This window comes from Paenisporosarcina sp. P4_D4 (assembly GCF_056401835.1).
In genome coordinates, this window is record NZ_JBFUIO010000001.1 from 99204 (window position 1) to 124137 (window position 24934).

Annotated in this window: 24 protein-coding genes; 17 read left to right on the forward strand and 7 right to left on the reverse strand. The window is 41.7% G+C overall.

Annotation, left to right across the window (positions count from 1 at the left end; all coding sequences use genetic code 11):
• Positions 1-121 precede the first annotated feature (121 nt).
• The 3 genes from AC1DSL_RS00475 to AC1DSL_RS00485 all read left to right on the forward strand — a co-directional run bounded on the left by AC1DSL_RS00475 (position 122) and on the right by AC1DSL_RS00485 (position 4231).
• A complete protein-coding gene (locus AC1DSL_RS00475; protein ID WP_016428356.1) occupies positions 122-1375 on the forward strand; it encodes a hemolysin family protein in 1254 nt (417 codons plus the stop codon).
• Positions 1376-1812: 437 nt separating this feature from the next.
• A complete protein-coding gene (locus tag AC1DSL_RS00480) occupies positions 1813-2358 on the forward strand; it encodes an RNA polymerase sigma factor (RefSeq protein ID WP_016428355.1) in 546 nt (181 codons plus the stop codon).
• A 418-nt stretch (positions 2359-2776) separates the two neighbouring features.
• Positions 2777-4231 carry a phospholipase D family protein gene (locus AC1DSL_RS00485; RefSeq protein WP_477530820.1) on the forward strand — a complete coding sequence of 485 codons (1455 nt, stop codon included), beginning with the start codon at positions 2777-2779 and terminating at the stop codon, positions 4229-4231.
• A gap of 282 nt (positions 4232-4513) precedes the next feature.
• Here AC1DSL_RS00485 and AC1DSL_RS00490 read toward each other — a convergent pair whose 3' ends face one another.
• Genes AC1DSL_RS00490 through AC1DSL_RS00500 form a run of 3 tightly spaced genes read right to left on the reverse strand, consistent with a single transcriptional unit; the run spans position 4514 to position 7376 of the window.
• Positions 4514-6088, reverse strand: a complete 1575-nt coding sequence (locus AC1DSL_RS00490; protein WP_016428353.1) for an ABC-F family ATP-binding cassette domain-containing protein — start codon at positions 6086-6088, stop codon at positions 4514-4516.
• Between the two features lie 36 nt (positions 6089-6124).
• Positions 6125-6307 carry an SE1832 family protein gene (locus AC1DSL_RS00495; RefSeq protein ID WP_477530821.1) on the reverse strand — a complete coding sequence of 61 codons (183 nt, stop codon included), beginning with the start codon at positions 6305-6307 and terminating at the stop codon, positions 6125-6127.
• A 46-nt stretch (positions 6308-6353) separates the two neighbouring features.
• Complete coding sequence (locus AC1DSL_RS00500) at positions 6354-7376, reverse strand: hypothetical protein (RefSeq protein ID WP_477530822.1); 1023 nt, start codon at positions 7374-7376, stop codon at positions 6354-6356.
• A 120-nt stretch (positions 7377-7496) separates the two neighbouring features.
• On the opposite strand from AC1DSL_RS00500, the gene AC1DSL_RS00505 reads away from it, so the two are divergent.
• The 9 genes from AC1DSL_RS00505 to AC1DSL_RS00545 all read left to right on the forward strand — a co-directional run bounded on the left by AC1DSL_RS00505 (position 7497) and on the right by AC1DSL_RS00545 (position 16180).
• Positions 7497-8162 (forward strand): NAD(P)H-binding protein, encoded by a 666-nt coding sequence (locus tag AC1DSL_RS00505; RefSeq protein WP_477530823.1) that lies wholly within the window; start codon positions 7497-7499, stop codon positions 8160-8162.
• A 44-nt stretch (positions 8163-8206) separates the two neighbouring features.
• Complete coding sequence (locus AC1DSL_RS00510) at positions 8207-8338, forward strand: hypothetical protein (RefSeq protein WP_477530824.1); 132 nt, start codon at positions 8207-8209, stop codon at positions 8336-8338.
• Between the two features lie 165 nt (positions 8339-8503).
• A complete protein-coding gene (locus AC1DSL_RS00515; RefSeq protein ID WP_016428349.1) occupies positions 8504-9067 on the forward strand; it encodes an NADPH-dependent FMN reductase in 564 nt (187 codons plus the stop codon).
• A 204-nt stretch (positions 9068-9271) separates the two neighbouring features.
• On the forward strand, positions 9272-11440 hold the full coding sequence (locus tag AC1DSL_RS00520; RefSeq protein WP_477530825.1) for a DNA topoisomerase III: 2169 nt from the start codon (positions 9272-9274) through the stop codon (positions 11438-11440).
• Positions 11441-11468: 28 nt separating this feature from the next.
• Complete coding sequence (gene ybaK / locus AC1DSL_RS00525; protein WP_477530826.1) at positions 11469-11957, forward strand: Cys-tRNA(Pro) deacylase; 489 nt, start codon at positions 11469-11471, stop codon at positions 11955-11957.
• 112 nt (positions 11958-12069) lie between these two features.
• Positions 12070-12687 (forward strand): YczE/YyaS/YitT family protein, encoded by a 618-nt coding sequence (locus tag AC1DSL_RS00530; RefSeq protein WP_477530827.1) that lies wholly within the window; start codon positions 12070-12072, stop codon positions 12685-12687.
• A gap of 98 nt (positions 12688-12785) precedes the next feature.
• On the forward strand, positions 12786-13874 hold the full coding sequence (locus tag AC1DSL_RS00535; protein ID WP_477530828.1) for a hypothetical protein: 1089 nt from the start codon (positions 12786-12788) through the stop codon (positions 13872-13874).
• Between the two features lie 312 nt (positions 13875-14186).
• The gene (locus AC1DSL_RS00540) at positions 14187-15377 is read left to right on the forward strand and encodes a glycine C-acetyltransferase (RefSeq protein WP_016428344.1); all 1191 of its coding nucleotides are present in this window, start codon (positions 14187-14189) and stop codon (positions 15375-15377) included.
• A gap of 98 nt (positions 15378-15475) precedes the next feature.
• Positions 15476-16180 carry a DNA alkylation repair protein gene (locus AC1DSL_RS00545; protein ID WP_477530829.1) on the forward strand — a complete coding sequence of 235 codons (705 nt, stop codon included), beginning with the start codon at positions 15476-15478 and terminating at the stop codon, positions 16178-16180.
• Positions 16181-16346: 166 nt separating this feature from the next.
• Here the strand turns inward: AC1DSL_RS00545 and AC1DSL_RS00550 are convergent, their stop codons facing one another.
• Positions 16347-16967 (reverse strand): hypothetical protein, encoded by a 621-nt coding sequence (locus AC1DSL_RS00550; protein WP_477530830.1) that lies wholly within the window; start codon positions 16965-16967, stop codon positions 16347-16349.
• A gap of 235 nt (positions 16968-17202) precedes the next feature.
• Here AC1DSL_RS00550 and AC1DSL_RS00555 point away from each other — a divergent pair, with 235 nt between their 5' ends.
• Positions 17203-18144, forward strand: a complete 942-nt coding sequence (locus AC1DSL_RS00555) for an L-threonine 3-dehydrogenase (RefSeq protein WP_477530831.1) — start codon at positions 17203-17205, stop codon at positions 18142-18144.
• Positions 18145-18492: 348 nt separating this feature from the next.
• Here AC1DSL_RS00555 and AC1DSL_RS00560 read toward each other — a convergent pair whose 3' ends face one another.
• From AC1DSL_RS00560 to AC1DSL_RS00570, 3 genes are all read right to left on the reverse strand, one after another.
• Positions 18493-19848 (reverse strand): YjiH family protein, encoded by a 1356-nt coding sequence (locus tag AC1DSL_RS00560; protein ID WP_477530832.1) that lies wholly within the window; start codon positions 19846-19848, stop codon positions 18493-18495.
• Positions 19849-20032: 184 nt separating this feature from the next.
• Positions 20033-20728 (reverse strand): bacillithiol biosynthesis deacetylase BshB2, encoded by a 696-nt coding sequence (gene bshB2 / locus AC1DSL_RS00565; protein WP_016428339.1) that lies wholly within the window; start codon positions 20726-20728, stop codon positions 20033-20035.
• A gap of 15 nt (positions 20729-20743) precedes the next feature.
• Positions 20744-21094, reverse strand: coding sequence for a YojF family protein (locus AC1DSL_RS00570; RefSeq protein ID WP_342542209.1), 351 nt, complete (start codon positions 21092-21094; stop codon positions 20744-20746).
• Positions 21095-21455: 361 nt separating this feature from the next.
• Between AC1DSL_RS00570 and AC1DSL_RS00575 the strand changes: the two genes are divergently transcribed.
• From AC1DSL_RS00575 to AC1DSL_RS00590, 4 genes are all read left to right on the forward strand, one after another.
• Positions 21456-22343 (forward strand): ABC transporter permease subunit, encoded by an 888-nt coding sequence (locus AC1DSL_RS00575; RefSeq protein WP_477530833.1) that lies wholly within the window; start codon positions 21456-21458, stop codon positions 22341-22343.
• Entirely contained in the window at positions 22340-23362 is a 1023-nt protein-coding gene (locus AC1DSL_RS00580; protein ID WP_477530834.1) for an ABC transporter permease, read from the forward strand. The genes AC1DSL_RS00575 and AC1DSL_RS00580 overlap by 4 nt, the downstream gene beginning before the upstream one ends.
• A 203-nt stretch (positions 23363-23565) precedes the next feature.
• The gene (locus AC1DSL_RS00585) at positions 23566-24369 is read left to right on the forward strand and encodes an extracellular solute-binding protein (protein WP_477530835.1); all 804 of its coding nucleotides are present in this window, start codon (positions 23566-23568) and stop codon (positions 24367-24369) included.
• Positions 24370-24407: 38 nt separating this feature from the next.
• Entirely contained in the window at positions 24408-24881 is a 474-nt protein-coding gene (locus AC1DSL_RS00590) for a COG4315 family predicted lipoprotein (protein ID WP_477530836.1), read from the forward strand.
• Positions 24882-24934 lie beyond the last annotated feature (53 nt).

A 24934-nucleotide genomic window follows, 5' to 3' on the forward strand; every position in this document is an offset into this window, starting at 1 on the left:
TATCATATTCTATTGATAGTTATATATATTGGAAATGAGACATGGGATTTCGGAATATGCTATGATAAGGCTACTAAAAATTGAGCGAAACTTTTGACTCATATAGGAGGAAACACGGTTAATGGAATTTATAGGTTTAGCCATTAGTTTAATGTTGTCGTTTTTCTTTTCAGGTAGTGAAACGGCACTCACAGCAGTAAATAGGATGAAGGTCCAGCTTCGTGCAGAACAAGGTGACAGAATGTCGCAAAAACTTCTCTTGTTAATCGCGAAACCGGACCGCATGATAACAACGATTCTAATCGGGAATAATATCGTAAATATAGCAATGCCGACGATCTTAACATTAATTGCAATTAATTATGACTGGGATATTGCGCTTGCAACTGCCATCTTGACGATCATTATCATCATTTTTGGAGAAGTGCTACCTAAAACGATTGCAGTTACATTCTCAGATCGAATTGCTTATATTGTTGCACCATTTATTGCAATTCTCGTTCAAATTTTACGCCCCCTGACGTTTTTGATTGCGAAGTTTACCAATGTATTCATTCGCGTTATCTCTAAAGGTGCTGTAAAAGAAGCGACTCTTACCAAAGAAGAACTGCGTTCGATGGTTGATATCGCATCAACAGAAGGAACTTTCGAAGAAGAAGAATCTGAACGTTTAAAAGGCGTTTTGGATTTTCCACATAAAGATGTACAAGATGTATTGGAAACCCACCGCACGGAAATCGTCGGGATTCCAACAAATGCTACATACGAGGAAGTACGCGACGTCATTTTGGAACATTATTACACGCGATACCCTGTATACGAAGAGAGTATGGATCACATCGTTGGCATGTTCTATTCGAAAACATTGATTGAATGGTCAATGGACCCAACAATGGAACTCCACGAATTAATTGACCGTGAACCCTTGTTCGTCGTTCAAACAGTAAGCGTCGAAAAAGTCTTCAAGCAAATGCTAGCGAAGAAAAAACATATGGCAATCGTTCTTGATGAATACGGCGGGACACTCGGTATCATCACACATGAAGATATCATTGAAGAAATGATTGGTCAGGAAATCGAAGATGAATCTGACGAAGATGAAGATATTTTAGTATATGAAATGACGGAAGACCGTCTCATCTGTCATGGGCGTTTGGAAATCGAAGACGTGAATGAAATGTTTAAAGTTGATATTCCAAATGACCACGATACGATTGGTGGATTCGTCCTTCAACAATTGGGGCATATGCCGGATAACGGAGAACAGTTCACATACGAAAATCTTCACTTTGAAGTAAACGAAATGGACTGGAACCGAATTTTGCAATTAACAATTACAATTAAAGAAAAAGATGAAGTGCTGGATGACGAATAGTCATTCAGCACTTTTTTTGTCTAACGTTAAGTTTAGTATGTTGTCTCGTGATCTTACGTTGAACCGCTAAGATGACACATATGTTTTTCTTCAATGTCTTGTTTCTCAGGTCAGACCGCATCTCCGCTTGGGCCAACAGGATATGGGCCATAAGGCGTTGCGAAATTTTGTGGAACTGTATTTTGCGACGAGGTAACCGCAGGCACACTAGGAAGTAGCTTCCATCCAAAGGCATTTGAAAACGAGTTTTCAATTCAGTTGCGACTGCGATTACTCGTCAAAGAGAGCTTGGTCCAATGTCGAAGTGATCTACGTAGCCTGCTCCACATTTCTGGCTTACACGTTTGTAAGAGTTTTGAAAGTGAATCCGATAGAGCGTAAGGTTTCTTTTTGGCAAAATAAAGACATCAGCAAGATATGAACGGAGGAAAAAACAAATGAACGGGCAATTGGAACAAGTGTATGAGGAATATAACCGCTATATATATCATTTATGTTTAAAGTTAACACGCAATCAAACAGAAGCAGAGGACTTGATGCAGGAAGTATGGGTTAAAGTCGTTCGCTACGAAGCTTATGTTAAAGATGTGGATCATGTAAAGGCCTGGTTGACGACCATTTGCATGAATACTTTCCGTGATCGTTACCGTAAAAATGTTCGCCGTAGCAAACATGTCATGAATCAACCCGACCAATTGGACGTTCCTATTATGGACTTGATCCCATGTGACACATTGACGGCAGAAGATTTAATGGAAAAACATGATTTATCTGAAATGGTTCAACAAAAAATTGGAGAATTGGATGGTATTTATAAAACGACAGTATTGTATTTTTATGTCCATCAATATTCACTCGTTGAAATTGCCGACTTGATGAAAGTGTCGATCGGGACCGTTAAATCTCGTCTTTTCCGTGCAAAACAACGCTTGAAAGAAATGATGATGGCAGATACAGCTGCTGTCGAATATATACCTGCCTAACGAAATCACAGTCCTTGCGACTGTGATTTTTTTGCGCATTATGGAGAGTGATGTTCTGCTTTCTCAACAAGTTAACTCGCCTAAGAGACGTGTTTGAGCGATAAACCTTTAAGTTTGATTGATAAATCTCCAGTTTGAGCGACAAATCGTCAGTTTGATCGATAAATACCTCAATCTGAGTGATAAATTTTACATAAGCCATACTTGCTATTGGAAAGCGTCTCAATATTTAAGTCTACTAGGGAATGAAACGAACTCATCTCTCAACCAGGAGCGTAGCGTAAACAAAACAATTTCAATGCATTTGAGTACCAAGTGCAAAAATATATATTCTAATACATCCCAAGTGCGGTTTGTTAAAATTCCAAGAAGGGAATAACGTAGTAAAACACTTGCACGATTCAAGGGGGAAAGGCGTATGGACAACAAGCCGCGCAAACAATGGAGCAAGCGTAAACGAATTATTATAGGTTCGTTGGGCGTATTTGCTCTGATATATATTGCTGCAATCATGTGGCACACGTTTAAACCACTGCCAAAAGGAATTTCATATGCAGGGGAGTTACACAAAACGGACAATATCGAAATGATTACGGATTTAACTTATGCACAAGATCAAAAAGGTAAAGGCATAGTTCATGAAAATCAAATTTTTGATGAAGTATACACCATGATTGAAGATGCCGAAGAATTTGTTGTGGTCGACTTTTTTCTATTCGATGGCTACTACGATGAGAACGAAGATTTCCCTAAAATTGCAGATACATTATCCATGACAATAGCGAACAAAAAGAAAGAAAATCCAAACATGCCGATTGTGTTTATTACCGATCCCCTTAATCGAGGATATGGCTCTTATGAGAATGAGTGGTTTAAAAAAATGCGCGATGCGGGAGTCGAAGTTGTCTATACTGATTTAGATTCTTTACGCGATTCCACACCTATTTATTCAGGTATTTACCGCACGATGTTCCAATGGTTTGATATTGGGGGCAAAGGGTGGATTGACAATGCAATGGCAAGTGATGCACCTAAAATGACGATTGCATCCTATATGACCCTTTTGAACGTAAAGGCCAATCATCGAAAAGCAGTGATAACAGATAAGGAAGCGATGGTCACTTCATCGAATCCACATGATGCAAGTGGATTCAACGGCAATATTGCCTTAAAAGTAACTGGTCCCGTGCTCAACGATATGTTGGAAGCAGAGGAAGCCGTATCACTCTATTCGGGAGGTCCAGAACTTCCTCGAGTTGACGTAAAAGAAAGTGAAGGGCAATATGAAGTTCAATATGTTACAGAGAAAAAGATATTGGATGCATTACTTAAAGATTTGTCCGATACGAAAGAAGGCGACAAAATATGGCTAGGCATGTTCTTCATTGCCAAACGCGATATCGTGAATGCGCTCGTTGATGCGGCCAACCGTGGAGTGGAAATCAATATGGTTCTGGATCCGAATCAAAATTCATTTGGGCAGGAGAAGTCGGGACTACCCAATCGTCCTGTGGTACAGGAACTGGTGGAAGATACTAAAGGGAAGATTAATGTTCGTTGGTACAACACCGTAATTGGACAGTATCACACGAAAGCGATCTGGATTCAGACAGATGAACATACGATTATTTCAAATGGCTCCGCAAACTATACGGAACGTACATTGGATAATTACAATCTTGAAAATAATTTACGTGTCATCGCACCTAATGACAGCGAGCTCGCAGTTGAAATGGAGGCCTATTTTGATCGCCTCTGGAACAATAAAGATGCTATGTACACGCTCGACATGGAAGAATTCCAAGATGAATTCACATGGTGGCAACGATGGATTTATTCATTCCAGGAAGCAATCAAAGTAACGACATATTGATGTGAGGAAATCCTACGATTATGCGTAGGTTTTTTCTTTTTGTTCCCAAGCGTAACACCCACAGATACATGCCAACTGACACAATTTCAAGCACGTCAGAATGTGCATATATAGCGAAATGTAGATAAGTTCGTGCGAATTCTAGATAAGTTCAGGTGAATCCGAGATAACACTTCGGAAAATGGAGATAACCCACAGGGAAATGCAGATAACGACCCGCGAAATCTATATTACCCCATAACACAATAAAAAAAGACCGCTGAACTTCAGCGATCTTTCTGTTTATTTGTTTGAATCGTCTACGTGCACGCCCGTTTGGAACCAGTCTTCCACGTTCCAAATTTTCGTAACTAAACCTTCATAGAAGTCAGGTTCATGGCTTACTAATACGATGGTGCCTTTGTATTCGCTCATCGCACGTTTCAATTCTTCTTTTGCATGAATATCCAAATGGTTCGTCGGCTCATCGAAAAGCAACCAGTTGCTTTCTTCCATCATGAGCTTACATAGGCGGACTTTCGCTTGTTCGCCACCACTCAAGCTGTTCATCGGACGAGAAATGTGTTCATTTTTCAAACCAGTACGCGCTAATGCTGCGCGCACTTGGCTTTGTTCCATACTCGGATAGGTTTTCCAAATCTCTTCAATCGGCGTTACATTGTCCGCTCTTACTTCTTGTTCAAAGTAAGAAATATTTAAGAAATCGCCACGTCTAACGCTTCCGCCGAGTGGATTCACTTTACCAAGCATCGTTTTAAGCAATGTCGATTTACCGACACCGTTCATCCCGACAAGGGCAATTTTTTCACCGCGTTCAATTGAGAAAGACAATGGCGGCAATAATGGCTTGTCATACCCAATCAATAAGTTTTCAGCTTCCACTACGTAGCGACTAGGGCTGCGGGATTCTTTGAAACCGAATTGAGGTTTCGCAGCAGTTTCCGGACGATCGATTCGCTCAATGCGGTCAAGTTGCTTCTGGCGGGACTTGGCACGGCCAGTTGTTGAATAGCGTGCTTTATTTTTTGCAATAAAGTCTTCTTGCTTTTTAATGAAGTCCTGTTGTTTTTCATAAGCGTCGATATGTTGGCGTTTATTGATTTCTGCAAGCTCAAGGAATTTTTCATAAGATGCCGTGAAGCGGGACAGCTTAGAGAATTCCAGTTGGAAAATGACATCAACGATTCCGTTCATAAATTCCGTATCATGCGAAATAAGCAGGAAGCAATGAGGATAATTCTTTAGATAATTCGTTAACCAGCCAATATGTTCTTCATCTAGATAGTTGGTAGGCTCATCCAGCAACAATACTTTTGGTTTTTCAAGAAGTAGTTTTGCCAACAATACTTTCGTTCTTTGGCCACCTGAAAGAGCGGAGACAGGACGGTCCAATCCAATCGCATCAAGACCAAGACCACGTGCGATTTCTTCTATTTTCATATCAAGCGTATAGAAGTCACCTGCATCAAGTGCATCTTGGATGTCCGCCATTTGCTCAAGTAAATCTTCCAATTCCTCAGGTGTTGCTTCACCCATTTTGCTAGTGATTTCATTCATTTCCGCTTCTTTTTTGTAAAGCGGCAAGAACGCGTCACGCAAAGTATCGCGCATCGAACGACCTTGTTCCAAACGAGTGTGCTGATCCAAATATCCGTAGTGGGTACCAGGTAACCATTCCACACGACCAGAATCATAGATGGTTTCGCCCGTAATGATGCTCATCAATGTAGATTTTCCTACACCGTTTGCACCAACCAGTCCAACATGTTCGCCTTCAATTAGGCGGAATGATACGTCTTTAAATAGTGTGCGGTCACCAAATGAGTGACCGAGATTTTCAACTGTCAATAATGCCATGATTCCATTCCTCCATAAAGAAAGCTCGCCGGCGTGTTACAGCGCCGCGAGCTTTTTGTTTAGTTCTGCGAGTTGTACTTCCATATTAGCTAAACGTTGCTCGGCTTTTTCGACCATGCCAGGGTGTCCAGTTGACTCCAGCTTCTCCATGTCGCCTTGCAAACGTATATAATCCATTTTCAGTTCGGCAATTTGTGCTTGAATTTCTTGTGAAGTCATGTAAGAGAAACTCCTCTTTTTTCACCTATTGTATCACATGAATAGCTTATCTGGTGATTTCTCGTGCTTCTTCTTGGATGATTTTTTCTAAAAATTGTTGCATGTTCGCATTGTTTAAATGCATTTTTAAGCCCAACTGTTTTTTAATTGCCCGTACGCTTCTATTAGGATGGAGAATTGTCTCCATCACGGCGTTTTGCAAATGGGATTGTTTCAATTTGCGTCCCAGACCTAAATAAATGAAACCATTTCCTTCCTTCGGGAAAGCATGCTGCGCTTCTTTTTCATCTTCTGCGATGACAATGCATGGTTTACCAATTACTGCGACGTGGTAAGGAGTGAAGCTAGCATCACAAATAACCAAATCGGATTCGCTGATCAGTTGGATTGGATCATCACATTCTACAATACGTGTTTGTTTTCGTCCCAATGCCATCAGTTTCAAATCATCGCGACTGTGTCGGTAACTCGAATGTAGGGCGACTGTAATGGCAAGTGGGATTTGTAAATGCAGCAAATGACGAAGTGTACGGTAAGACAAGTTATCTGCATCTTCATCTGCAAATGTCACAACGACGTGGGGAAGAGGCAGTGCTGATGCATGCTTTAGGCCGGAATTCGCGTATGGCTCCAATTCGTCAGGCACCACAAAACCTGTGGATCCTATCACATAATGGGAAGGAACTGGCTCACGGTCTTCGCGGTACAAAGATTGAACTACATGAGTTGCAGCTTTTCCGCCTTCTCCAAAGTCGTCAAAATGCAGGGTAATCGGAACATGCGAAGCGTACATTTTTCCTTCATCAATATCTGTATCATAGCCATCGGTAATAACCATATCAGGCTGGTGTTCAATCAATAACTTCTTCAAATCAGCGATTCTTGCATATGAGAGAGGGGCAAAGCCCTGTTGATCGAGGGTACGAAGAACCACTGTTTGTTTTTCAGGGGCTGCAAAAAGAATGCGATGAGAAGCCAGTAACTTCGCAATGTGGACACACCTCGTGACAGGATAGCCAGCCCGTCCAATCGTAAATAAAATGGTTTTTTGTTGAATTTGGTTGCTCATTTCATTCCCACCTTTCATCTTCTATTTAACGTATGGGAACTACAACCTCTGTATGAGTAAATATTAGAATTTGCAGGTGCGTATGGTAAACTCAAAACACTAGATTACAAGAATGGAGTGATGACATTGGAAAAAAGAGCTGCGATGATAGCAGGAGCTTCAGGACTTACAGGTTCACAACTCGTCAAGTTTCTTTGTGAAAACGAGACTTATGAAAAAGTCACGATTATTGTCAGGAATGCAATTTCCTTCAGCCATCCGAAGTTAGTCACGAAAGTCAAAAACCTGAATCAAGTGACCAAGGATGACTTTGTTGGGGTAGATGATTTCTTTTGCTGCTTAGGTACGACGATGAAAAAAGCGGGATCGAAAGAAGCATTTGAACAAGTGGATTTAATCGCACCCATCCAGATGGGCAAATTTGCACAATCACAAGGGGCAAAGCATATGCTGGTCATTTCGGCAATGGGGGCAAACCCTGAATCGAATGTCTATTACAACCGTGTAAAGGGAGCGATGGAAGATAAAGTTTCGATGCTTTCACTTCCGCACGTTTCCATTTTTAGACCGTCATTATTGACCGGGAATCGAGAAGAATTCCGTTTAGGGGAGCGCTTTGGAGAAATCACAATGACTCTGTTAAAACCGGCTTTTCTAGGTCCTTTGAAAAAATACCGTTCGATTGAAGCGAAGCAGGTGGCATTTGCCATGATGAAAATAGCTTTGCGGACACCTTCAAGAACTGTCGCTATTTATGATTCAGAAGCAATTGCACAAATTAAATAAAAAAAACGTCCACACGCTACTTGCGCGACTGTGAGGAAGAAACAGTGCTCCTGTACATCATGAAAGAATATGGGGAATTGGAATTTTACACCGACAAGAAAGAACTTCAATCCATTTCTGGTGATACAGCTGTGATTTTGATCCCGCCAACTAAGGAAATCGTAAAGGTGCAGTAACGGCTTGAAGCGGATTGTGCGACAGTCTCCGTCAAAAGAATGAACTTGTGTAGTTTCAGCACCCAGTGCTTAGGGCAAGGATTTTCTTTTTGATACAATGAGGATATAGGAAGTTCAAATTCCTTTTTGTACTTACATTAGAAAAGCGTTTGAAGGAGAATGGACATGAAAATTTTACTTATCGACGGGACCATTATTGGATCCAAAACAGGTGCGATTTTGGATCAAGTGAAAATATATATTGAACAATTGAATAGTGAGCTCGATCTTGAAATTATGAAGCTGGCCGATTTTGACCATCAATTTGTCGATGGTCGACCACTGGGTGAGTACAACGATGATATGCGTCGCCTCATTCGCGAGTTCGAAGAAGCGGATGGCTACGTGTTGGCAACACCGATTTTCCAAGGATCGATTCCAGGTGTTCTGAAAAATGCATTCGATATGCTGCATCCGCGAACAATGCGGTACAAACCGGTTTCAATTGTCGCCAATGGCGGAACGTTCCAGCATCACTTGGTCATCGAAAACCAATTGAAGCCCATCCTGGATTACTTCCGTTGCCTGGTGACGCCGAATTATGTGTACACGACAGGCAGTCATTTCGGTGAGGGCAATGTCATCATTGATGAAGATGTACATGATCGCTTACGTGAACTTGCTCGCGTATTTGTGCAGTACGTCGAAATGGGCAAACACTTATCAAAAGAAACAATTGACCAATCTTAAAAGACAGTTGCACCACTTTGCGAAATCCATGCGAAGTGGTTTTTTTTGTTGGGAATTAGTGGGTGAAAGGGAATGAGGTCTTTGCGAATGGGAATAAACCTATCGTGAAGAGGAATAAATCAAAATGTGAGGGATACCCCCCGAACTAAACAGCCACCACCGTTTTCCGTTATAATAGATGAATGTAAGAAAGGGGCGGACACATTGTCAAAATCAGTAGTACTTGCAGAAAAACCATCCGTAGCACGCGATATCGCCCGCGTCCTCGGTTGTCATAAAAAAGGGAACGGCTTTTTAGAAGGAACACAATACATTGTTACTTGGGCACTTGGCCATTTGGTCACGCATGCTGACCCTGAACAATACGATAACAGCTATAAAGAATGGAAACTAGAGGATTTGCCGATCTTGCCTCAGCCATTCAAGCTGGTGCCGATTAAACAAACGATGAAGCAATTTAATGCTGTTAAAGCACAACTGAACCGACCTGACGTTAAAGAAGTCATTATTGCGACTGACGCGGGACGTGAAGGGGAACTGGTTGCGCGTTGGATTTTAGAAAAAGCGAAAAGCCGTAAACCGGTGAAGCGCTTGTGGATTTCTTCGGTAACGGATCAAGCGATTCAAAAAGGATTCCGTGAACTGAAAGACGGCCGAGCCTATGAACATTTGTATGAAGCAGCAGTTGCACGAGCGGAAGCCGACTGGGTGGTTGGTATTAACGCAACCCGTGCACTAACAGTGAAATACAATGCGCAATTATCGACGGGACGAGTCCAAACCCCAACTCTCGCAATGATTGCAGCACGCGAAAAACAAATTCGCGACTTTAAATCTAAAACATATTACGGTTTGCAAGCATTAACGAAAGAGGCAAACTATACATGGTCATTTGGTCCGAATAATCAGTCGAGCAATTTCAATAAGGAACAGGTCGAGCAAGTTCTGAAGAAATTGGACAAGAGCAAGGAAGGAAAGATCAAGTCCATTCAAACAACACCTAAAAAGCAACCTGCACCACCATTGTTTGACTTGACCGAACTGCAAAAAGAAGGCCATCGTCTGTTTGGATGGTCAGCGAAAGAAACGCTGTCTACGTTGCAAGGGTTATACGAACGCCATAAAATCGTGACGTATCCACGGACGGATTCGAAACATTTATCAAGCGACATGAAGTCGACCTTGAAAGAACGTATTAAAGCAGTCGATTTGCAACCTTACAGAGCTGCGACGAACAGTATTTTGCGTTCAGCGAATATCCAACCGCAAAAAGGAGTAATTGACGATGCAAGAGTGAGCGATCACCACGCGATTATTCCGACCGAGGAATCGCCGGTCATGCAAAATCTATCAGACAAAGAACGAAAATTATATGATTTAATCGTTAAGCGATTTTTAGCCGTTTTCCTGCCTCCTTATGCATATGATCAAACAGTCATTACACTGGAAGTCCTTGGAGAAACATTTACGGCAAAAGGAAAAACCGTCCGGGATGAAGGATGGAAACGTGTCTATCAAGACAAAGAAGACGACACAGAAAGCACGTTGCCTCCTGTACAAAAAGGAGACACGATTGAAATTCGTGCTATCTCCATGACACAAGGTGAAACGAAACCACCTGCCCGATTCAATGAAGGGACATTACTTGCTGCGATGGAGAATCCTTCGTCATTTATGGCTGGGGAGTCTAAAGACATTATCCAGACAGCAGTCGAAACGGGTGGACTTGGAACAGTGGCAACACGCGCTGATATTATTGAGAAATTATTCAATAGCTTTGTCATTGAAAAGAAAGGCAAAGATATCTACACGACTTCCAAAGGAAGACAGTTGCTTGAATTGGTCCCTGAAGATTTAAAATCCCCGTCCTTAACGGGTGAGTGGGAACAGCGATTGACGAAAATTGCAAAGGGTACGATGAAAAAGGAACAATTCATGAAAGACATGGTAACCTTTTCAAAAACGGTCGTGACGCAAATCAAACAAAGCGATCAAAAGTTCAAACATGACAATGTCACGGGTAAGACCTGTCCGACTTGTGGAAAGAATTTGCTTGAAGTAAACGGCAAACGTGGCAAAATGCTTGTATGCCAAGATCGTGAATGTGGCTACAAAAAACAAGTGGCGATGCAAACTAATGCCCGTTGCCCAGTGTGTCATAAACGCATGGAAATGCGAGGAGAAGGCGATGGCAAACTGTTTGTTTGTAAATGTGGGCATCGTGAAAAATTATCAGCTTTCGAGAAGCGCCGCGAATCTTCTGGTGGAGCAAAAGCGAATAAGAAAGACGTTCAGAAATTCCTGAAACAACAGGATGAACCTCAAAATACAGCAATGGCTGAAGCACTGAAGAAGTTATTGAATCAGGAATAAAGATTTTTGTAAAAGCGAGGAAATGTCTATGGCCAAGTCTTCCAAACCAACAAAAACGAATGCAGTCCGCTTACTGGATCAACAAAAAATCAGCTATGACTTATTTGAGTATGAAGTATCCGACGGGCAAATCGATGGTGTATCTGTTGCGCATAAAATTGCACAGCCAGTTGAAAAAGTATTTAAGACACTGGTTGCTACTGCAGGTCCAGGGAAAGTATCCGTTTTCCTGGTGCCAGTAGCCCAGGAACTGAATTTAAAAGCAGCCGCTAAAGCTGCCGGAGAAAAGAAAGTTGAAATGCTTCCGGTAAAAGATCTGCTAGGGTTGACTGGCTATATACGCGGAGGCTGTTCACCGCTTGGAATGAAAAAGCTATTTCCCACGTTCATTGATGAAACTGCGAAAGAACTTGATACGATGATTGTCAGTGCCGGCAAAGTCGGAATGCAGATTCATTTGCATCCAACTGATTTAGCATCCTGCACCAAAGGGGTATTTGCTTCTTTGACCAAATAGGAATAAATTTATATAACACTTAAAACATAATGCTGATATACTTTTCAGTATTGATTCGAATCCATTCATGCGAAGCATGAGTGGATTTTTTACGGAAAGAAGGCACTTTTAGATGACAAACACAATTTACATACGATGGAGTTTTTTTCTAGTCGGGTTAGTAGTGCTGTCTCTGGGCATTGCAATGACCATTAGAGGGGAAATACTTGGTATAGCACCATGGGATGTTATGCATGTAGGACTTTTCATTAACTTTGGTTTATCGATTGGCATTTGGTCTATTGTAACCGGTTTAGTGATCGTACTTGCCACTTCCCTCTATTCCAAGCGCTGGCCACCAATAGGCACATGGCTCAATATGATATTAATCGGAGTCTTTATCGATATGTTTCTTTGGTTATTACCGATTGTAGTCAATCCAATTGCCGAAATCGGATTATTCATTGCGGGTGTAGCAATCATGGGGTTCGGGGTTGGGATGTATATTGCGCCAAATATGGGGGCTGGGCCTCGCGATTCACTCATGTTGATTCTTATTGAGAAGACGGGGTGGACAGTTAAACGTGTCCGTACGTTACTTGAGTTGATTGTTGCTGTCATTGGCTGGCTTCTCGGAGGACCTGTAGGGGTGGGGACTGTAATCATTGCGTTGACACTCGGTTATATCGTGCATTTTACATTGCCACTATCACAAAAATGGATTGAAAAATTAACGACAGTTTCTAAATAATTAAGCAAAGCGGTCACTCTTAGTGGCTGCTTTTTTTCATGTTTTGTCATCCCATTTCATATAGTAGATGCAGTCAACACAATGAAAGGGATGAGTCGATGAACGGAACAATCACGCATCAGTTTGGACGTGCTTTTACAGGACAAGGTGAAAAAAATATTTATGCCGATTTGATCAACGAAGCACGGAAAGTATATTTTATTAAATCCCCCCCGACATTCAAACTGTCGGAATTATTCAGACAAGTTGGCTATCATTATGTAAAAAGAGGCTACGATATTGAGTGGTTTTACGATCCTTTGCATGCAGATACACTTGAAGCCACTTTTGTAAGAGGCAATCGAATCTTATTTATACAGGCCGCACATCCAGTTTCTTTTGAACCTAAATATTATGGCAGTACCCATCACGTTATTTCATTCTATGAGGCTTATGACGAAAACAAGTTGCGTGAACACGGTGGCTTTTTACGGGAAAAGACGTTGCACAGTGAGCAGTGGCTGGCAAAAACATTGCAAACATTAACAAATGCGAAAAAGATTCACGACGAATGGGAAATTCCATATGTAAAAGGGATGGACTGGAGTGGCTTTGATGAGCAAGCGAACACACTGTTCGATGAAACCTTCACCACGCTTAAATTCAATAAAACCCCTCATCGTACTCATCGATTGATGGGGACGTTAACTCCTGAAGGCGCAAAAGATCATTTCGCTTCCTTAACAAAAGGAGTCAAAAGACGCATATTCATCAAAGGATATCCAGGTGGCGGAAAATCGACATTGATGAAGAGCTTTGCCGAGAAAGCAGAGAGCTTAGGGCTTGATACACAGTGGGGCTGGTGTGGACTCGATTGCAACAGCATTGATTATGTGTGGTTACCTGAGCTGCAAACTATCCTGTTCGATAGCACCGCTCCGCATGAATATGAGCCTGAACGGTCTGGAGACGAAATTTACGACGTTAAAAAATTCCGCGAATTGAATGAAGAAGATCAGAAATTAGTAGATGGAATTGTTGCTCGATACAAAGAAGAAATTTTGCATGCAACTGAATATCTACAAGTATATTGCACGGATGACGAAACAATAAAAGAGACATTGGATTCGTGTGTAAATAATTTTAAATGGCAGGAAATTGAGGATGTTCTCTACCAAAAGCTAGATAATTCTTCTATATATAAATAATTTTTTAATGAACGCGGGCTCAAACTGAGCTCGTTTTTTTGTGTCTGTGGTTCATAAAGTTAACTTGGTCATGAGAATTGTTTGATTGATAAATAGCTGATTTTGAGCGATAAATCTCCAGTTTGATTGATAAATCCATCAATTTGAACGTTAAATTTTTCACAAGCCAATATAAATTCCGTATGTCGTAACAGAATGGCGCTTTGCACTTTTCTAATGCGCTTATGTTAAAATGTAATAGATTATAATACACCAGCGATTTGCCAATGATAGTGGTGTGGCACATAAATTCGCTTGAGAGGAAGATGTTTTTTGTCTAAAGTATTAGATGCTTTTTTACAAGAAAATTTACAAGAATTACGCGATCAAGGTTTATACAATGAAGTCGATCCAGTAGAAGGCCCGAACGGAGCAAAAATCCAAGTTCGCGGTAAAGAACTTATCAATTTATCTTCAAATAACTATTTGGGATTGGCAACAAATGAAGAATTGAAACGCATTGCAAAAGAAACAATTGATAAATACGGTGTTGGAGCAGGTGCGGTCCGTTCGATTAATGGAACGCTTGACCTTCATGTAAAGTTAGAAGAAAAGCTGGCGGAATTCAAAGGAACGGAAGCGGCAATTTCTTATCAATCAGGCTTCAACTGTAACATGGCTGCTATTTCAGCTGTTATGGATAAAAATGACGCCATTCTTTCAGATCAGTTGAACCATGCGTCCATTATTGACGGCTGCCGACTATCGAAAGCCAAAATCATTGCGTTTAAGCACTCTGATATGGAAGATTTACGTGCGAAAGCAAAAGAAGCACAAGAATCAGGTCTTTATAATAAAGTCATGGTGATCACGGACGGCGTATTCTCGATGGATGGAGACATTGCGAAACTTCCAGAAATCGTGGAAATCGCGAAGGAATTTGATTTGATCACATACGTGGATGATGCACACGGATCAGGTGTTACTGGTAAAGGAAAAGGAACAGTTAAACATTTCGGATTGGAAAAAGATATCGACTTCCAAATGGGAACATTATCTAAAGCTGTGGGTGTAGTAGGCGGATATGTTGCTGGTAAACAATCATTAATCGATTGGTTGAAAGTTCGTTCACGTCCATTCCTATTCTCAACAGCCGTGCCACCAGGTGATGTTGCGGCAATTACGGCAGCATTACAAATGATTATCGACTCAACAGAGCTTCACGACAAGCTTTGGGATAATGGTGATTATTTAAAAGCAGGTCTTAAGAAATTAGGATTCGATATCGGTGCTTCTGAAACACCGATTACTCCTTGTATCATCGGCGATGAAAAACTGACGCAACAATTCTCCAAACGACTGTTTGAAGAAGGAGTTTATGCGAAAGCGATTGTCTTCCCAACTGTACAAAAAGGGACAGGCCGTGTTCGCAACATGCCTACTGCAGTCCATACGAAAGAAATGCTGGATGATGCACTTGCCATCTATGAAAAAGTCGGTAAAGAACTTGGCGTAATTAAGTAAGACAGATGAACACTCGAATGTGTAAAAGCGTTCGGGTGTTTTTTTATATGAAGTGATGAATTATCTATAGAAAATGACTCGGTGATGGGGGTGGGCTTGTGACATATGAAGAAGTAATGAATTATCTAAAGGAAGTTGGTACGGAGCAAACAAAGAAGACATTTGTCAATCATGGAGCGACTGGTGAACTATACGGAGTCAAGGTAGGAGACATGAAGAAGATCTTGAAGCATGTGAAGAAAGATCAGGAGTTGGCATTGAAGTTATACGACTCAGGAGTTTCGGATGCCATGTACTTGGCGGCCCTTGCTATCGATCCAAAACTGATGACGAAAGATCAATTACAAAATTGGGTGAAGGCAGCCTATTGGTCTATGCTATCTGAGTACTCGGTCGCTTGGGTAGCGTCTGAAAGCCCGTTTGCTATGGAACTGGCTAGAGAGTGGATGCAATCCGACAATGAAATGATTGCTTGTGCAGGGTGGAGCACATATACGAACTACTTGACCTATGCAGGAGCCGGTGAGTTAGACTTTCAGGAAATCTCTCGATTGCTGGAAGTAATAAGAGTAGGCATTCACAAGGCACCGAACCGGGTACGTTACAATATGAATGCTTATGTTATCTCCGTTGGTGGATACGTACCGGAATTACGGGAAGATGCTCAACACGTGGCAACTGAAATCGGCAAAGTACATGTGGATATGGGAGGCACCGCCTGTAAAGTCCCACTTGCTTTCGATTACATCGAAAAAGTTATTGCGCGTGGTGAACCAAAAAAGAAAAAAACAGTGAGATGTTAAGAGTTAGAAAACTAGATGGACCTCGACGTGGTAAGATGCGTCGAGGTTTTTTGTTGAAGGCTGAATGATGGGTTTCAATAGAATTTCTTCGTTTCAACAATCATTTACCTTCTAATTTTCACAAAAAAACCCACGCGAATGAACGTTTCGCGTGGGCAAATCAAAGTTACATATGCTTGTGTGAGTGGACGACAACATATTTTTGTAAACCACGTGACGAGTCAATCGCTTTTTGATGTTCGGTTTTTGCCAAAGCCTCGTTCCCTTCATGATGAGCGATGAATGAGTTCATGACATGGTTCATCCAAGGTTTCTCGAACGATCCTATATAAGGTTTCACTTCTTCTATGTTCCCTCTTTTAGCTGCTATATTAGCTAAATAATAGGTACACAATGACTTTTTCTTGATTTTTTCTGCGCTGATTCGAGCAGCATCATAGTCACCGTGGAATATGTCCAGAATAGTCGTATAGACTTGCTGCATTGAGGGCTGTTTGTACTTAGTTAAGATGGTCTGCAGGCTCTCTTCGACTTCTTGCCGGTTCCCATGGGCCAAAGCAAGAGGAAAGGCAAACACGGGCTTTTTACGGTTTTTTTGCAAAAACTTTTCGATTCTATTCAGATCATTAGACCAGTAAATGGCATGGATTGGCCACAATATAGAGGGGAAAATGATGGTAAAAAAAACAATCAATAAAATTGCCCAAAATGGGAATTGTAGAAAGGACAGCACGAGTGTCACGATAAAAACCAAACTGTATGTAATGGCCAGTGATTTGATGTTCATAATAAAACTTCCTTTTTCCTATTACTATACCAAACGATTGATAAGAACTGAATGGACAAAATGGGGGGGATTGGAAGGGGTCAGCGATAAAACACTTACCAATGATGTGTATTGTACTTTCATGATGAACACACTATAATGAATACTGATTAAAATGTAATCATATCAACGTTGTATTGAAATAATATGTATTCCTGAAAAATACAAGTGTTTATTTGACGAGGAGGAAATTCAATTGAAAAAAATTATGATAACCGGTGCTTTAGGTCAAATTGGATCGGAACTAATTACAAAACTACGTGAAATTTATGGTGCAGAAAATGTTTTGGCAACAGATATCCGCAAAACAGATTCGCCGGTTGTAGAAAACGGGCCGTTTGAATTGCTGGACGTAATGGATGCAGAACGAATGCTCACGCTAGCAAAAGATTTCGGCGCAGATACAATGATGCACATGGCAGCATTGCTATCAGCTACTGCTGAGGCTAAGCCATTACTTGCCTGGAATTTAAATATGGGCGGTTTGGTGAATGCCCTTGAAACATCTCGCGAACTAGGACTTCAATTCTTTACCCCAAGTTCTATCGGTGCATTTGGTCCTTCAACACCTAAGAAAAATACGCCACAAGATACATTGCAACGTCCAACCACCATGTACGGCGTGAACAAAGTGTCAGGTGAATTGCTATGTGATTACTATTTCCAAAAATTCGGGGTAGATACGCGTGGTGTCCGATTCCCTGGGTTGATTTCATATGTTACGCCTCCAGGTGGCGGAACGACAGACTATGCAGTAGATATATATTACAAAGCATTGGCTGAAGGGAAATACACGTCGTACATCGAACAAGGTACATATATGGATATGATGTATATGCCAGATGCACTACAAGCAATCGTCGATTTAATGGAAGCGGATGCATCGAAACTTCAGCATCGCAATGCCTTCAACGTTACGGCTATGAGCTTTGAACCTGAAGAAATTGCAGCATCGATACGCAAGCACATTCCTACGTTTGAATTATCTTATGATGTAGATCCAGTGCGTCAGGAAATTGCCAACAGCTGGCCGGATAGCATTGATGCAACGGCAGCTAAAAATGAATGGGGCTTCAAAGCACAATATGATTTAGACGCAATGACAGCGGACATGCTGGCGAAGTTAGCGGAAAAATAAAACGAATTTAGAATAGCTGATGTTTCCTGTTAAAAGGAAACATCAGCTTTTTCGTGATAAGAAATAGTCGATGGAACCAAACACGATTAGATATTTCTAAACCGAGCATATACTTGTCCATATCGTGCATGGCGGCCTAAAAATAAGATAGAGTACGTAAACGAACTGATTGACCCTTCTCGCTTTGAAGTTGCTTGAAAATCCACTATTGGTATGCCTGACGAGAAGTGGGGAGAAATGGTCGTGGCAATATGTTTGTGATTTCCAATTGGGCCAGACGTTTAGAAAAACGAAAAAAGCTGCCTCCAACTCCGCGATATTGCGGCATTGGAGACAGCTTAATTTAATTTAGAATAATAAATGAGCGACACCTGCGATGATTGGTAATGCAATCACAGTGCGCAACAAGAAAATCACAATCAAATCAAGGAAGTTAACAGGGATTTTTGAACCAAGTAACAATCCGCCGACTTCAGACATGTAGATCAACTGAGTAACCGATGTTGCCGCAATAACGAAGCGGGTCATTTCAGATTCAATCATTTGTCCGCCCAAAATGGCTGGGAGGAACATGTCTGCAAAACCAACGACCATTGTTTGTGCAGCTTCTGCAGCTTCGGGAACACCAAGAACCATTAATAATGGTTCAAACGGTTTGCCTAACCAAACAAATATATCTGTGTAAGTCGCAAGCATCAACGCAATCGTACCAAATGCCATCACGACTGGTGCAACACCCATCCACATATCCAACACGTTTTTTAAGCCGTCGGACATGAATTTAGTGAATGAACGGTTTTTATCTGCCGTTGTCAAAGCGTTTTCTAGCCCATGACTTACAACATTATAGCCCTCAGGCAATGTTTCTGCATGCTCATCGTATGGACGTCCATCTACGTATTCTTCAGGTTTGCGTGATAAAGGGTAAATTCGAGGCATGATGAATGCCAAAACAACTCCAGCACCAAGAACTGTCGCATAAAATGGAAGGAAATAGCTACCCAGTCCAAGCTCTTCAAGAACGACAATCGAGAAAGTAATCGACACCACTGAGAACGTAGTTCCGATGATTGCTGCTTCTTTTTTCGTATAAAAACCATCTTCATACTGCTTACTTGTCAATAAAACACCAATTGTGCCATCGCCAATCCAAGAAGCAAGCGCGTCAATCGAAGAACGGCCAGGCAATTTGAATAGAGGACGCATGACTTTTACCATCATCGTTCCGAAAAACTCCAGCAATCCGAAGTTTAGAAGAAGTGGTAATAGTAATCCGGCAAATAGGAAAATAGTGAACAAGAATGATAGTAAACCAGTAGGTGACAGCAACATTCCACCAGTATCTTCACTTCTTATTGCTTCTGGGCCGATATTCGCAACGACCATGACAGCAAAAATTGCCCCAATGACACGGACGATTGTCCAGAACCAATTCACTTGGAATAGTTTATCGAAAAATGCCTGATCTTCAGGGTTCGAATCTTTTTTAAATTGATATACGAGCGATCCAATCGCTGCCAAAATCATGACAACGGTAACGGTCCAAGGCATGATTGGCTCTACTACTCCAGCGACCATATTTGCCAATATGGCTACAGGAATCTTCCATTCGCCCTCGATTTTGAATGGAATCATGAATAATAATATTCCAATAATTGAGGGTATTAGAAACAATAACCATGTGGAAAGTGAAAACTTCTTCAAAAATGAGTCCTCCTAAGATGTATAATTATTCAACTTCTCTAGTAATGATACTTGCCGAAGCTCAAAAAGTCCACATTTGTATGTATTCCTTATTATTCCACAATTTAAACAGTAAAAATCCTGAAAGACCCATATTATGTGGATCTCCAGGATTTCATTAGGAAATAATCATTTACTTGTAGAGTTAGAATGTTTCTTCAAAATCTTCATGCCAGCGGTAATTATAGAACCGCTCATAGGTAAACCAGTTCTCAGCTTCAGGTTCTCCTTCTGCCAAGCGTTTCTCCATTTCCGCCAACATCCAAGCTGTCTGGGAAATATGCGCACGCATTGCGCCCATCTTTTGATCTCGTACTTCCTGAATATCATGAACGACATCAGGTTCTCCAAGATCATCCTTTGTATTATTTGCAAACGCTACCGCATACAATTTCGGGCGCAGATTCTCATCCATACGGCGAACAGCACGTACGACCGCACGAGCCGTCGCTTCATGATCTGGATGCACTGCGTAGTTCGGATAAAACGTAATGATGAGTGATGGGTTCGTTTCTTCAATCAGCTTCGTCATCATTTGAACCATTTTTTCATCATCTTCAAACTCTACAGTCTTATCTCGCAAACCCATCATTCGTAAATCGGTCAAGCCCATCGCTTGTGCGGAAGCAATCAATTCATCTTTACGGATATGTGGTAAAGACTCACGCGTCGCAAAAGGTGGATTTCCTAAATTACGTCCCATCTCGCCTAATGTTAAACAAGCATATGTAACCGGAGTTCCCTGTTTGATATACATGGAGATGGTACCGGAAACGCCAAATGCTTCGTCATCTGGGTGAGGAAATACAACGAGTACGTGTCTTTCTTGTGTTAAAGTCATATGATTTCCTCCTTCTTAATACGTAAATGGCGTTTCGCTGATTTGAAGCGCAACTGCCAATTTTCCTGATTGATCATGTCCAGCCATCAACAAACGACCGTACTCATCCAATTCAAAATGAGTGATCCCCTGTGCATACACCCAGCCATGCGGCAATTTTAAGCCAACACGGTGAGGGCTGTCGCCCGCGACTTTTCCTAATTCATACTTCACGACAATATTACGTATGAATGCCCCTGCATTAAACACAGTCTCGTCAAAATGAGATGCATAAGCACCATTCGTCGTTTCCAAATGAAGATAAACATCTTTATCTGCAAAGGAATTTAACAATTCCTGTAACTTTGCTACATGTACTACGTCCACTTTATTATCCCCCTCTTAACAACAAAAACATCTACATATAAGTATAGTGAATTCTCCTGATTAATGCGATTAGCTTGCTCATGGAAAAGCGGAAAACGCCACTCTAGCCCGACTCCGACGGTGGAAGAAACGAAACGAAAACTTGTTTTCGATTGAATTTCTGAAGCGGAGGTGCGGGCTGGCGTTTGGAGCTAGACAGTAAGAAAAGCGGAAAACGCCACCCTAGCCCGACTCCGACGGTGGAAGAAACGAAGACAATCGTGAAAGAATAAGGCTCGTCTAAAATTTCTTCGTTCCACGAAATAGAAAAATATGGTATTATTAAACTATCTGATTTTTTAGAGAACAGGAGGATGATCATATGAAAGGATTTCTCAAGTGGGTTATTCAGCTCGTAGCTGCATTGGTGAGTATTTTGCTCATAAGTGGAGCACCCGTGCTAATTGCCGGCTTACAGCATGGGGAATTATTATGGAAAGAATACATAGAAACGATTCAATTGCATGCAACATCTCTAATGAATATTAGTGAGTTAAGTGTGGCCCATTACGTTGGGCGTAGCGGAATACAGGAAGTCCCAATATTCCCGCAGCTTCTGGAAAATATCATCTATTCACTTCAGATATTATTTTTGGCACTGGTTGTAGCTGTGGTGTTCGCATTAATCGGCACTTTCATCACGATGCTATTGCGCGAAAAGGCACGCGCACGTGTCAAACTTTTCTTTTATTTCCTGGAATCAATGCCTGACATACTAATCATCGTGCTTGCCCAATTGCTTGTCGTGATTATTTTCCAGAATACAGGGGTACTCGTGTCCAAAATTGCAGTGATTGGTGACGATCGCATATATTGGCTACCGGTTCTATGTCTGATGATTTTACCGATGATTCAATTGTACCGATTGAGCATGCTGACATTCGAAGCAGAAGAGCGGAACATGTATGTTGAACTGGCAAAATCTTTAGGCTTCGGAAAAGCATTCATCTTATTCATGCACATTTTCCGCAATGCCATCATCAGTGTGTTTTTCCAATCGAAAAAAACGATGTGGTTTATGCTATCCAATCTCTTCATTCTCGAACTGATGTTCAATATTCCTGGCGTTATGTTGTACATGTATGAAAACTTGAGCGGCACATTGTTCTTAGTGACAATCATAAGTTTCTTCCTGCCAATTTTCCTTTTGTATAGCCTTGGGGAATGGTACTTTATTCATCGATTAAAAAGAGGAGGTGTTGTTGGATGAAATCCGTTTGGAGACAACCTTTATTTCTCATTGGATTCAGCATCATCGCTTTCTTTATAGTCGGCAGTTTTGTGTTTGAATGGATTTTCGGAAGTGTTCCAAAGCAAACGTTTTTCATTGAAGAAAATGGTCGTGCAGTGGAAGGACCACCAATTTCACCAAAATGGATGCATCCGCTCGGAACGGACCAATTTGGCTACGATATGTTGGCAAAAATCATGATTGGTGCCAAATACACGATTATTGCAGCCATGGCAGTGGCATTTTTGCGAATGTTGATTGCCATTCCATTAGGCTTTGCACTTGGGACTTATTTGCAACGTCAGCGCTCATGGATTAATGGATTAATTGATCCGATTCATTATGTACCCATGACCATATTTGCCGTGCTATTGTTGTCACCAGTTCTTTGGATGCCGCCAGAAGGATTCTCGACGACCATTACAGAAAGGTTAGTCATTCAGGTCGTCATTATGGCTTTCATGACGGTTCCGATTGTGGCAGCATTGGTAGGCAATGAAGCCAACCTACTGTACCACCAGGAATATATATTGGCGGCACGTACACTGGGAGCCAGTCGCAGACGTCTGATCATCCGTCACTTATTCCCCCAAATGCGTGAAAAATTGTTGGTTCTTTACGGACAACAAGTGGTGGAATCGCTGATCGTCTTTGCCCATTTAGGGATGCTTCAATTGTTTTTAGGTGGAACAGACGTTGATTATGACGCCATGTTCGGCGATCCTCCTAGATCCATTTCATACGAATGGGCAGGGCTTTTCGGTAACTCTTTCCGCTACCTGCAAGGCGCTCCTTGGTTGCCCCTGGGTCCAGCCATCAGCTTTGCTCTCGTTATTTTGGCAATCGCAGCCATGATTGAAGGCTATACTCGGGCAACGAACGGTCAAGTCAAATTGCCGAAACGCAAGCGAATGGCCTTTGTTTCAGACGAAACCATCGAGTGGAACCAACAACAGCTCAAAGAAAAAATGAATTTTCTTCAAAAAACCGCTAAATGATAATAATGAACACCACAACGTTTGCTGGAATCCAAGCAGTCGTTGTGGTGTTTTTGGTTTCAAACAGGAGCGATGAGGAATAGGGATAATGATTTAAATGAAACTTTCTAACTATTTTGCAATTATAATCAAACCGTTTACGAACTCCCTTCGTTTCCTTTGATAGTACCGTTAAAAAATATATATAAAATGGAGGGAGAATCATGAAGAAGACCGTATTTCTATCAGCTTTACTGCTCTTTGTCATTACGGCTACCGGATTGTCAGCCTATGCAAATATGGACCGTAAGCCGACGTCCCAGGCGACACCAAATTCCAGCCAAAGTGATCATGTCATCCGGGTGTACGGACCAGGCGGACCACTTGGACCGATCAAGGAAGCTGCTGAACATTTTTCAGCTGAAACGGGAATCAAGGTGGAAGTAACAGCTGGACCAGAAGGCAAGTGGATCAGCCAGGCAAAGGAAGATGCAGATATTATTTTCGGTGGCTCCGAATATATGCTGCAGGACTTCATCTTTAACCACCCCGAAATGATCGACACTACATCACGTACGGAGCTTTACCCGCGTGCTGCAGGAATATTGGTGAGGAAAGGAAATCCTAAGAAGATTGAAAGCCTGGAGGATTTAACGAAAAATGGAGTAAAAATAATTGATGTGAATGGGGCTGGCCAGCTTGGACTTTGGGAAGATATGGCAGGCAGAAAAGGGCTAATCGAAGGCATTTCCCAAAATATTAACCTTTCTGTAAAGTCGAGTGCCGAAGCCATTGAACGATGGAAATCGAATTCCAGTCTTGACGCATGGATTACCTATGAATCGTGGCATTACCGGCTCCTGGATGTGACCGACCTGATCGAACTGCCCGAAGAAGAAAAGCTCTATCGTGGAACGCCGATCGTCCTGACGAAAATCACCGATCAGAAAAAAGAGGCACAGCAATTTATTGATTATTTAAAAACGGAAGAATCTCACCAAATCTTTCAAAAATGGGGCTGGAAGTAAGGGGAAGCCTTAAATCTAAAAAACTTGGAGGAACAAACATGAAAAAAGGAATTTTTACGCTCACGATACTTTCGATTATTTTTGCTTTGGCTGCCTGTGGAAATAGCACTGAGGAAAAAAAAGAGACGGATCAACCCGATCAAGCCCAAACGGAACATGCCCCGGACGACAGCCTTCAGCTTTTGGAGAATGAGAAAGCTGGAGAGTACCTGGCGGATCCACAGGGAATGGCCCTGTATTACTTTAAAARGGACCAAGCAGGAAAAAGCAATTGCAGCGGAGACTGCCTAGCAAACTGGCCGTCATTTACCCAAGAGGATTTCGCCGTACCGGAAGGTTTTGACAAAAAGGATTTCGATACAATCACAAGAGAAGACAACGGGGAGAAGCAGGTCACGTACAAAGGCTTTCCTCTCTATTATTTTGCAAAAGACCAGCAAGAAGGGGATGTAAACGGACAAGGAGTAAAAGATGTATGGTTTGTCGTAAACAGCGAAACAGAATTTGAATAAGCCTGTCCAGGGAACGATCAGTCGCGGTCGTTCCCATCCTTATTTTTAAAATA

Coding starts and splice junctions, on each gene's coding strand:
- AC1DSL_RS00475 (WP_016428356.1), top strand. CDS start 122: ATGGAATTTATAGGTTTAGCCATTAGTTTAATGTTGTCGTTTTTCTTT.
- AC1DSL_RS00480 (WP_016428355.1), top strand. CDS start 1,813: ATGAACGGGCAATTGGAACAAGTGTATGAGGAATATAACCGCTATATA.
- AC1DSL_RS00485 (WP_477530820.1), top strand. CDS start 2,777: ATGGACAACAAGCCGCGCAAACAATGGAGCAAGCGTAAACGAATTATT.
- AC1DSL_RS00490 (WP_016428353.1), bottom strand. CDS start 6,088: ATGGCATTATTGACAGTTGAAAATCTCGGTCACTCATTTGGTGACCGC.
- AC1DSL_RS00495 (WP_477530821.1), bottom strand. CDS start 6,307: ATGACTTCACAAGAAATTCAAGCACAAATTGCCGAACTGAAAATGGAT.
- AC1DSL_RS00500 (WP_477530822.1), bottom strand. CDS start 7,376: ATGAGCAACCAAATTCAACAAAAAACCATTTTATTTACGATTGGACGG.
- AC1DSL_RS00505 (WP_477530823.1), top strand. CDS start 7,497: ATGACATTGGAAAAAAGAGCTGCGATGATAGCAGGAGCTTCAGGACTT.
- AC1DSL_RS00515 (WP_016428349.1), top strand. CDS start 8,504: ATGAAAATTTTACTTATCGACGGGACCATTATTGGATCCAAAACAGGT.
- ybaK (WP_477530826.1), top strand. CDS start 11,469: ATGGCCAAGTCTTCCAAACCAACAAAAACGAATGCAGTCCGCTTACTG.
- AC1DSL_RS00530 (WP_477530827.1), top strand. CDS start 12,070: ATGACAAACACAATTTACATACGATGGAGTTTTTTTCTAGTCGGGTTA.
- AC1DSL_RS00535 (WP_477530828.1), top strand. CDS start 12,786: ATGAACGGAACAATCACGCATCAGTTTGGACGTGCTTTTACAGGACAA.
- AC1DSL_RS00550 (WP_477530830.1), bottom strand. CDS start 16,967: ATGAACATCAAATCACTGGCCATTACATACAGTTTGGTTTTTATCGTG.
- bshB2 (WP_016428339.1), bottom strand. CDS start 20,728: ATGACTTTAACACAAGAAAGACACGTACTCGTTGTATTTCCTCACCCA.
- AC1DSL_RS00575 (WP_477530833.1), top strand. CDS start 21,456: ATGAAAGGATTTCTCAAGTGGGTTATTCAGCTCGTAGCTGCATTGGTG.
- AC1DSL_RS00580 (WP_477530834.1), top strand. CDS start 22,340: ATGAAATCCGTTTGGAGACAACCTTTATTTCTCATTGGATTCAGCATC.
- AC1DSL_RS00585 (WP_477530835.1), top strand. CDS start 23,566: ATGAAGAAGACCGTATTTCTATCAGCTTTACTGCTCTTTGTCATTACG.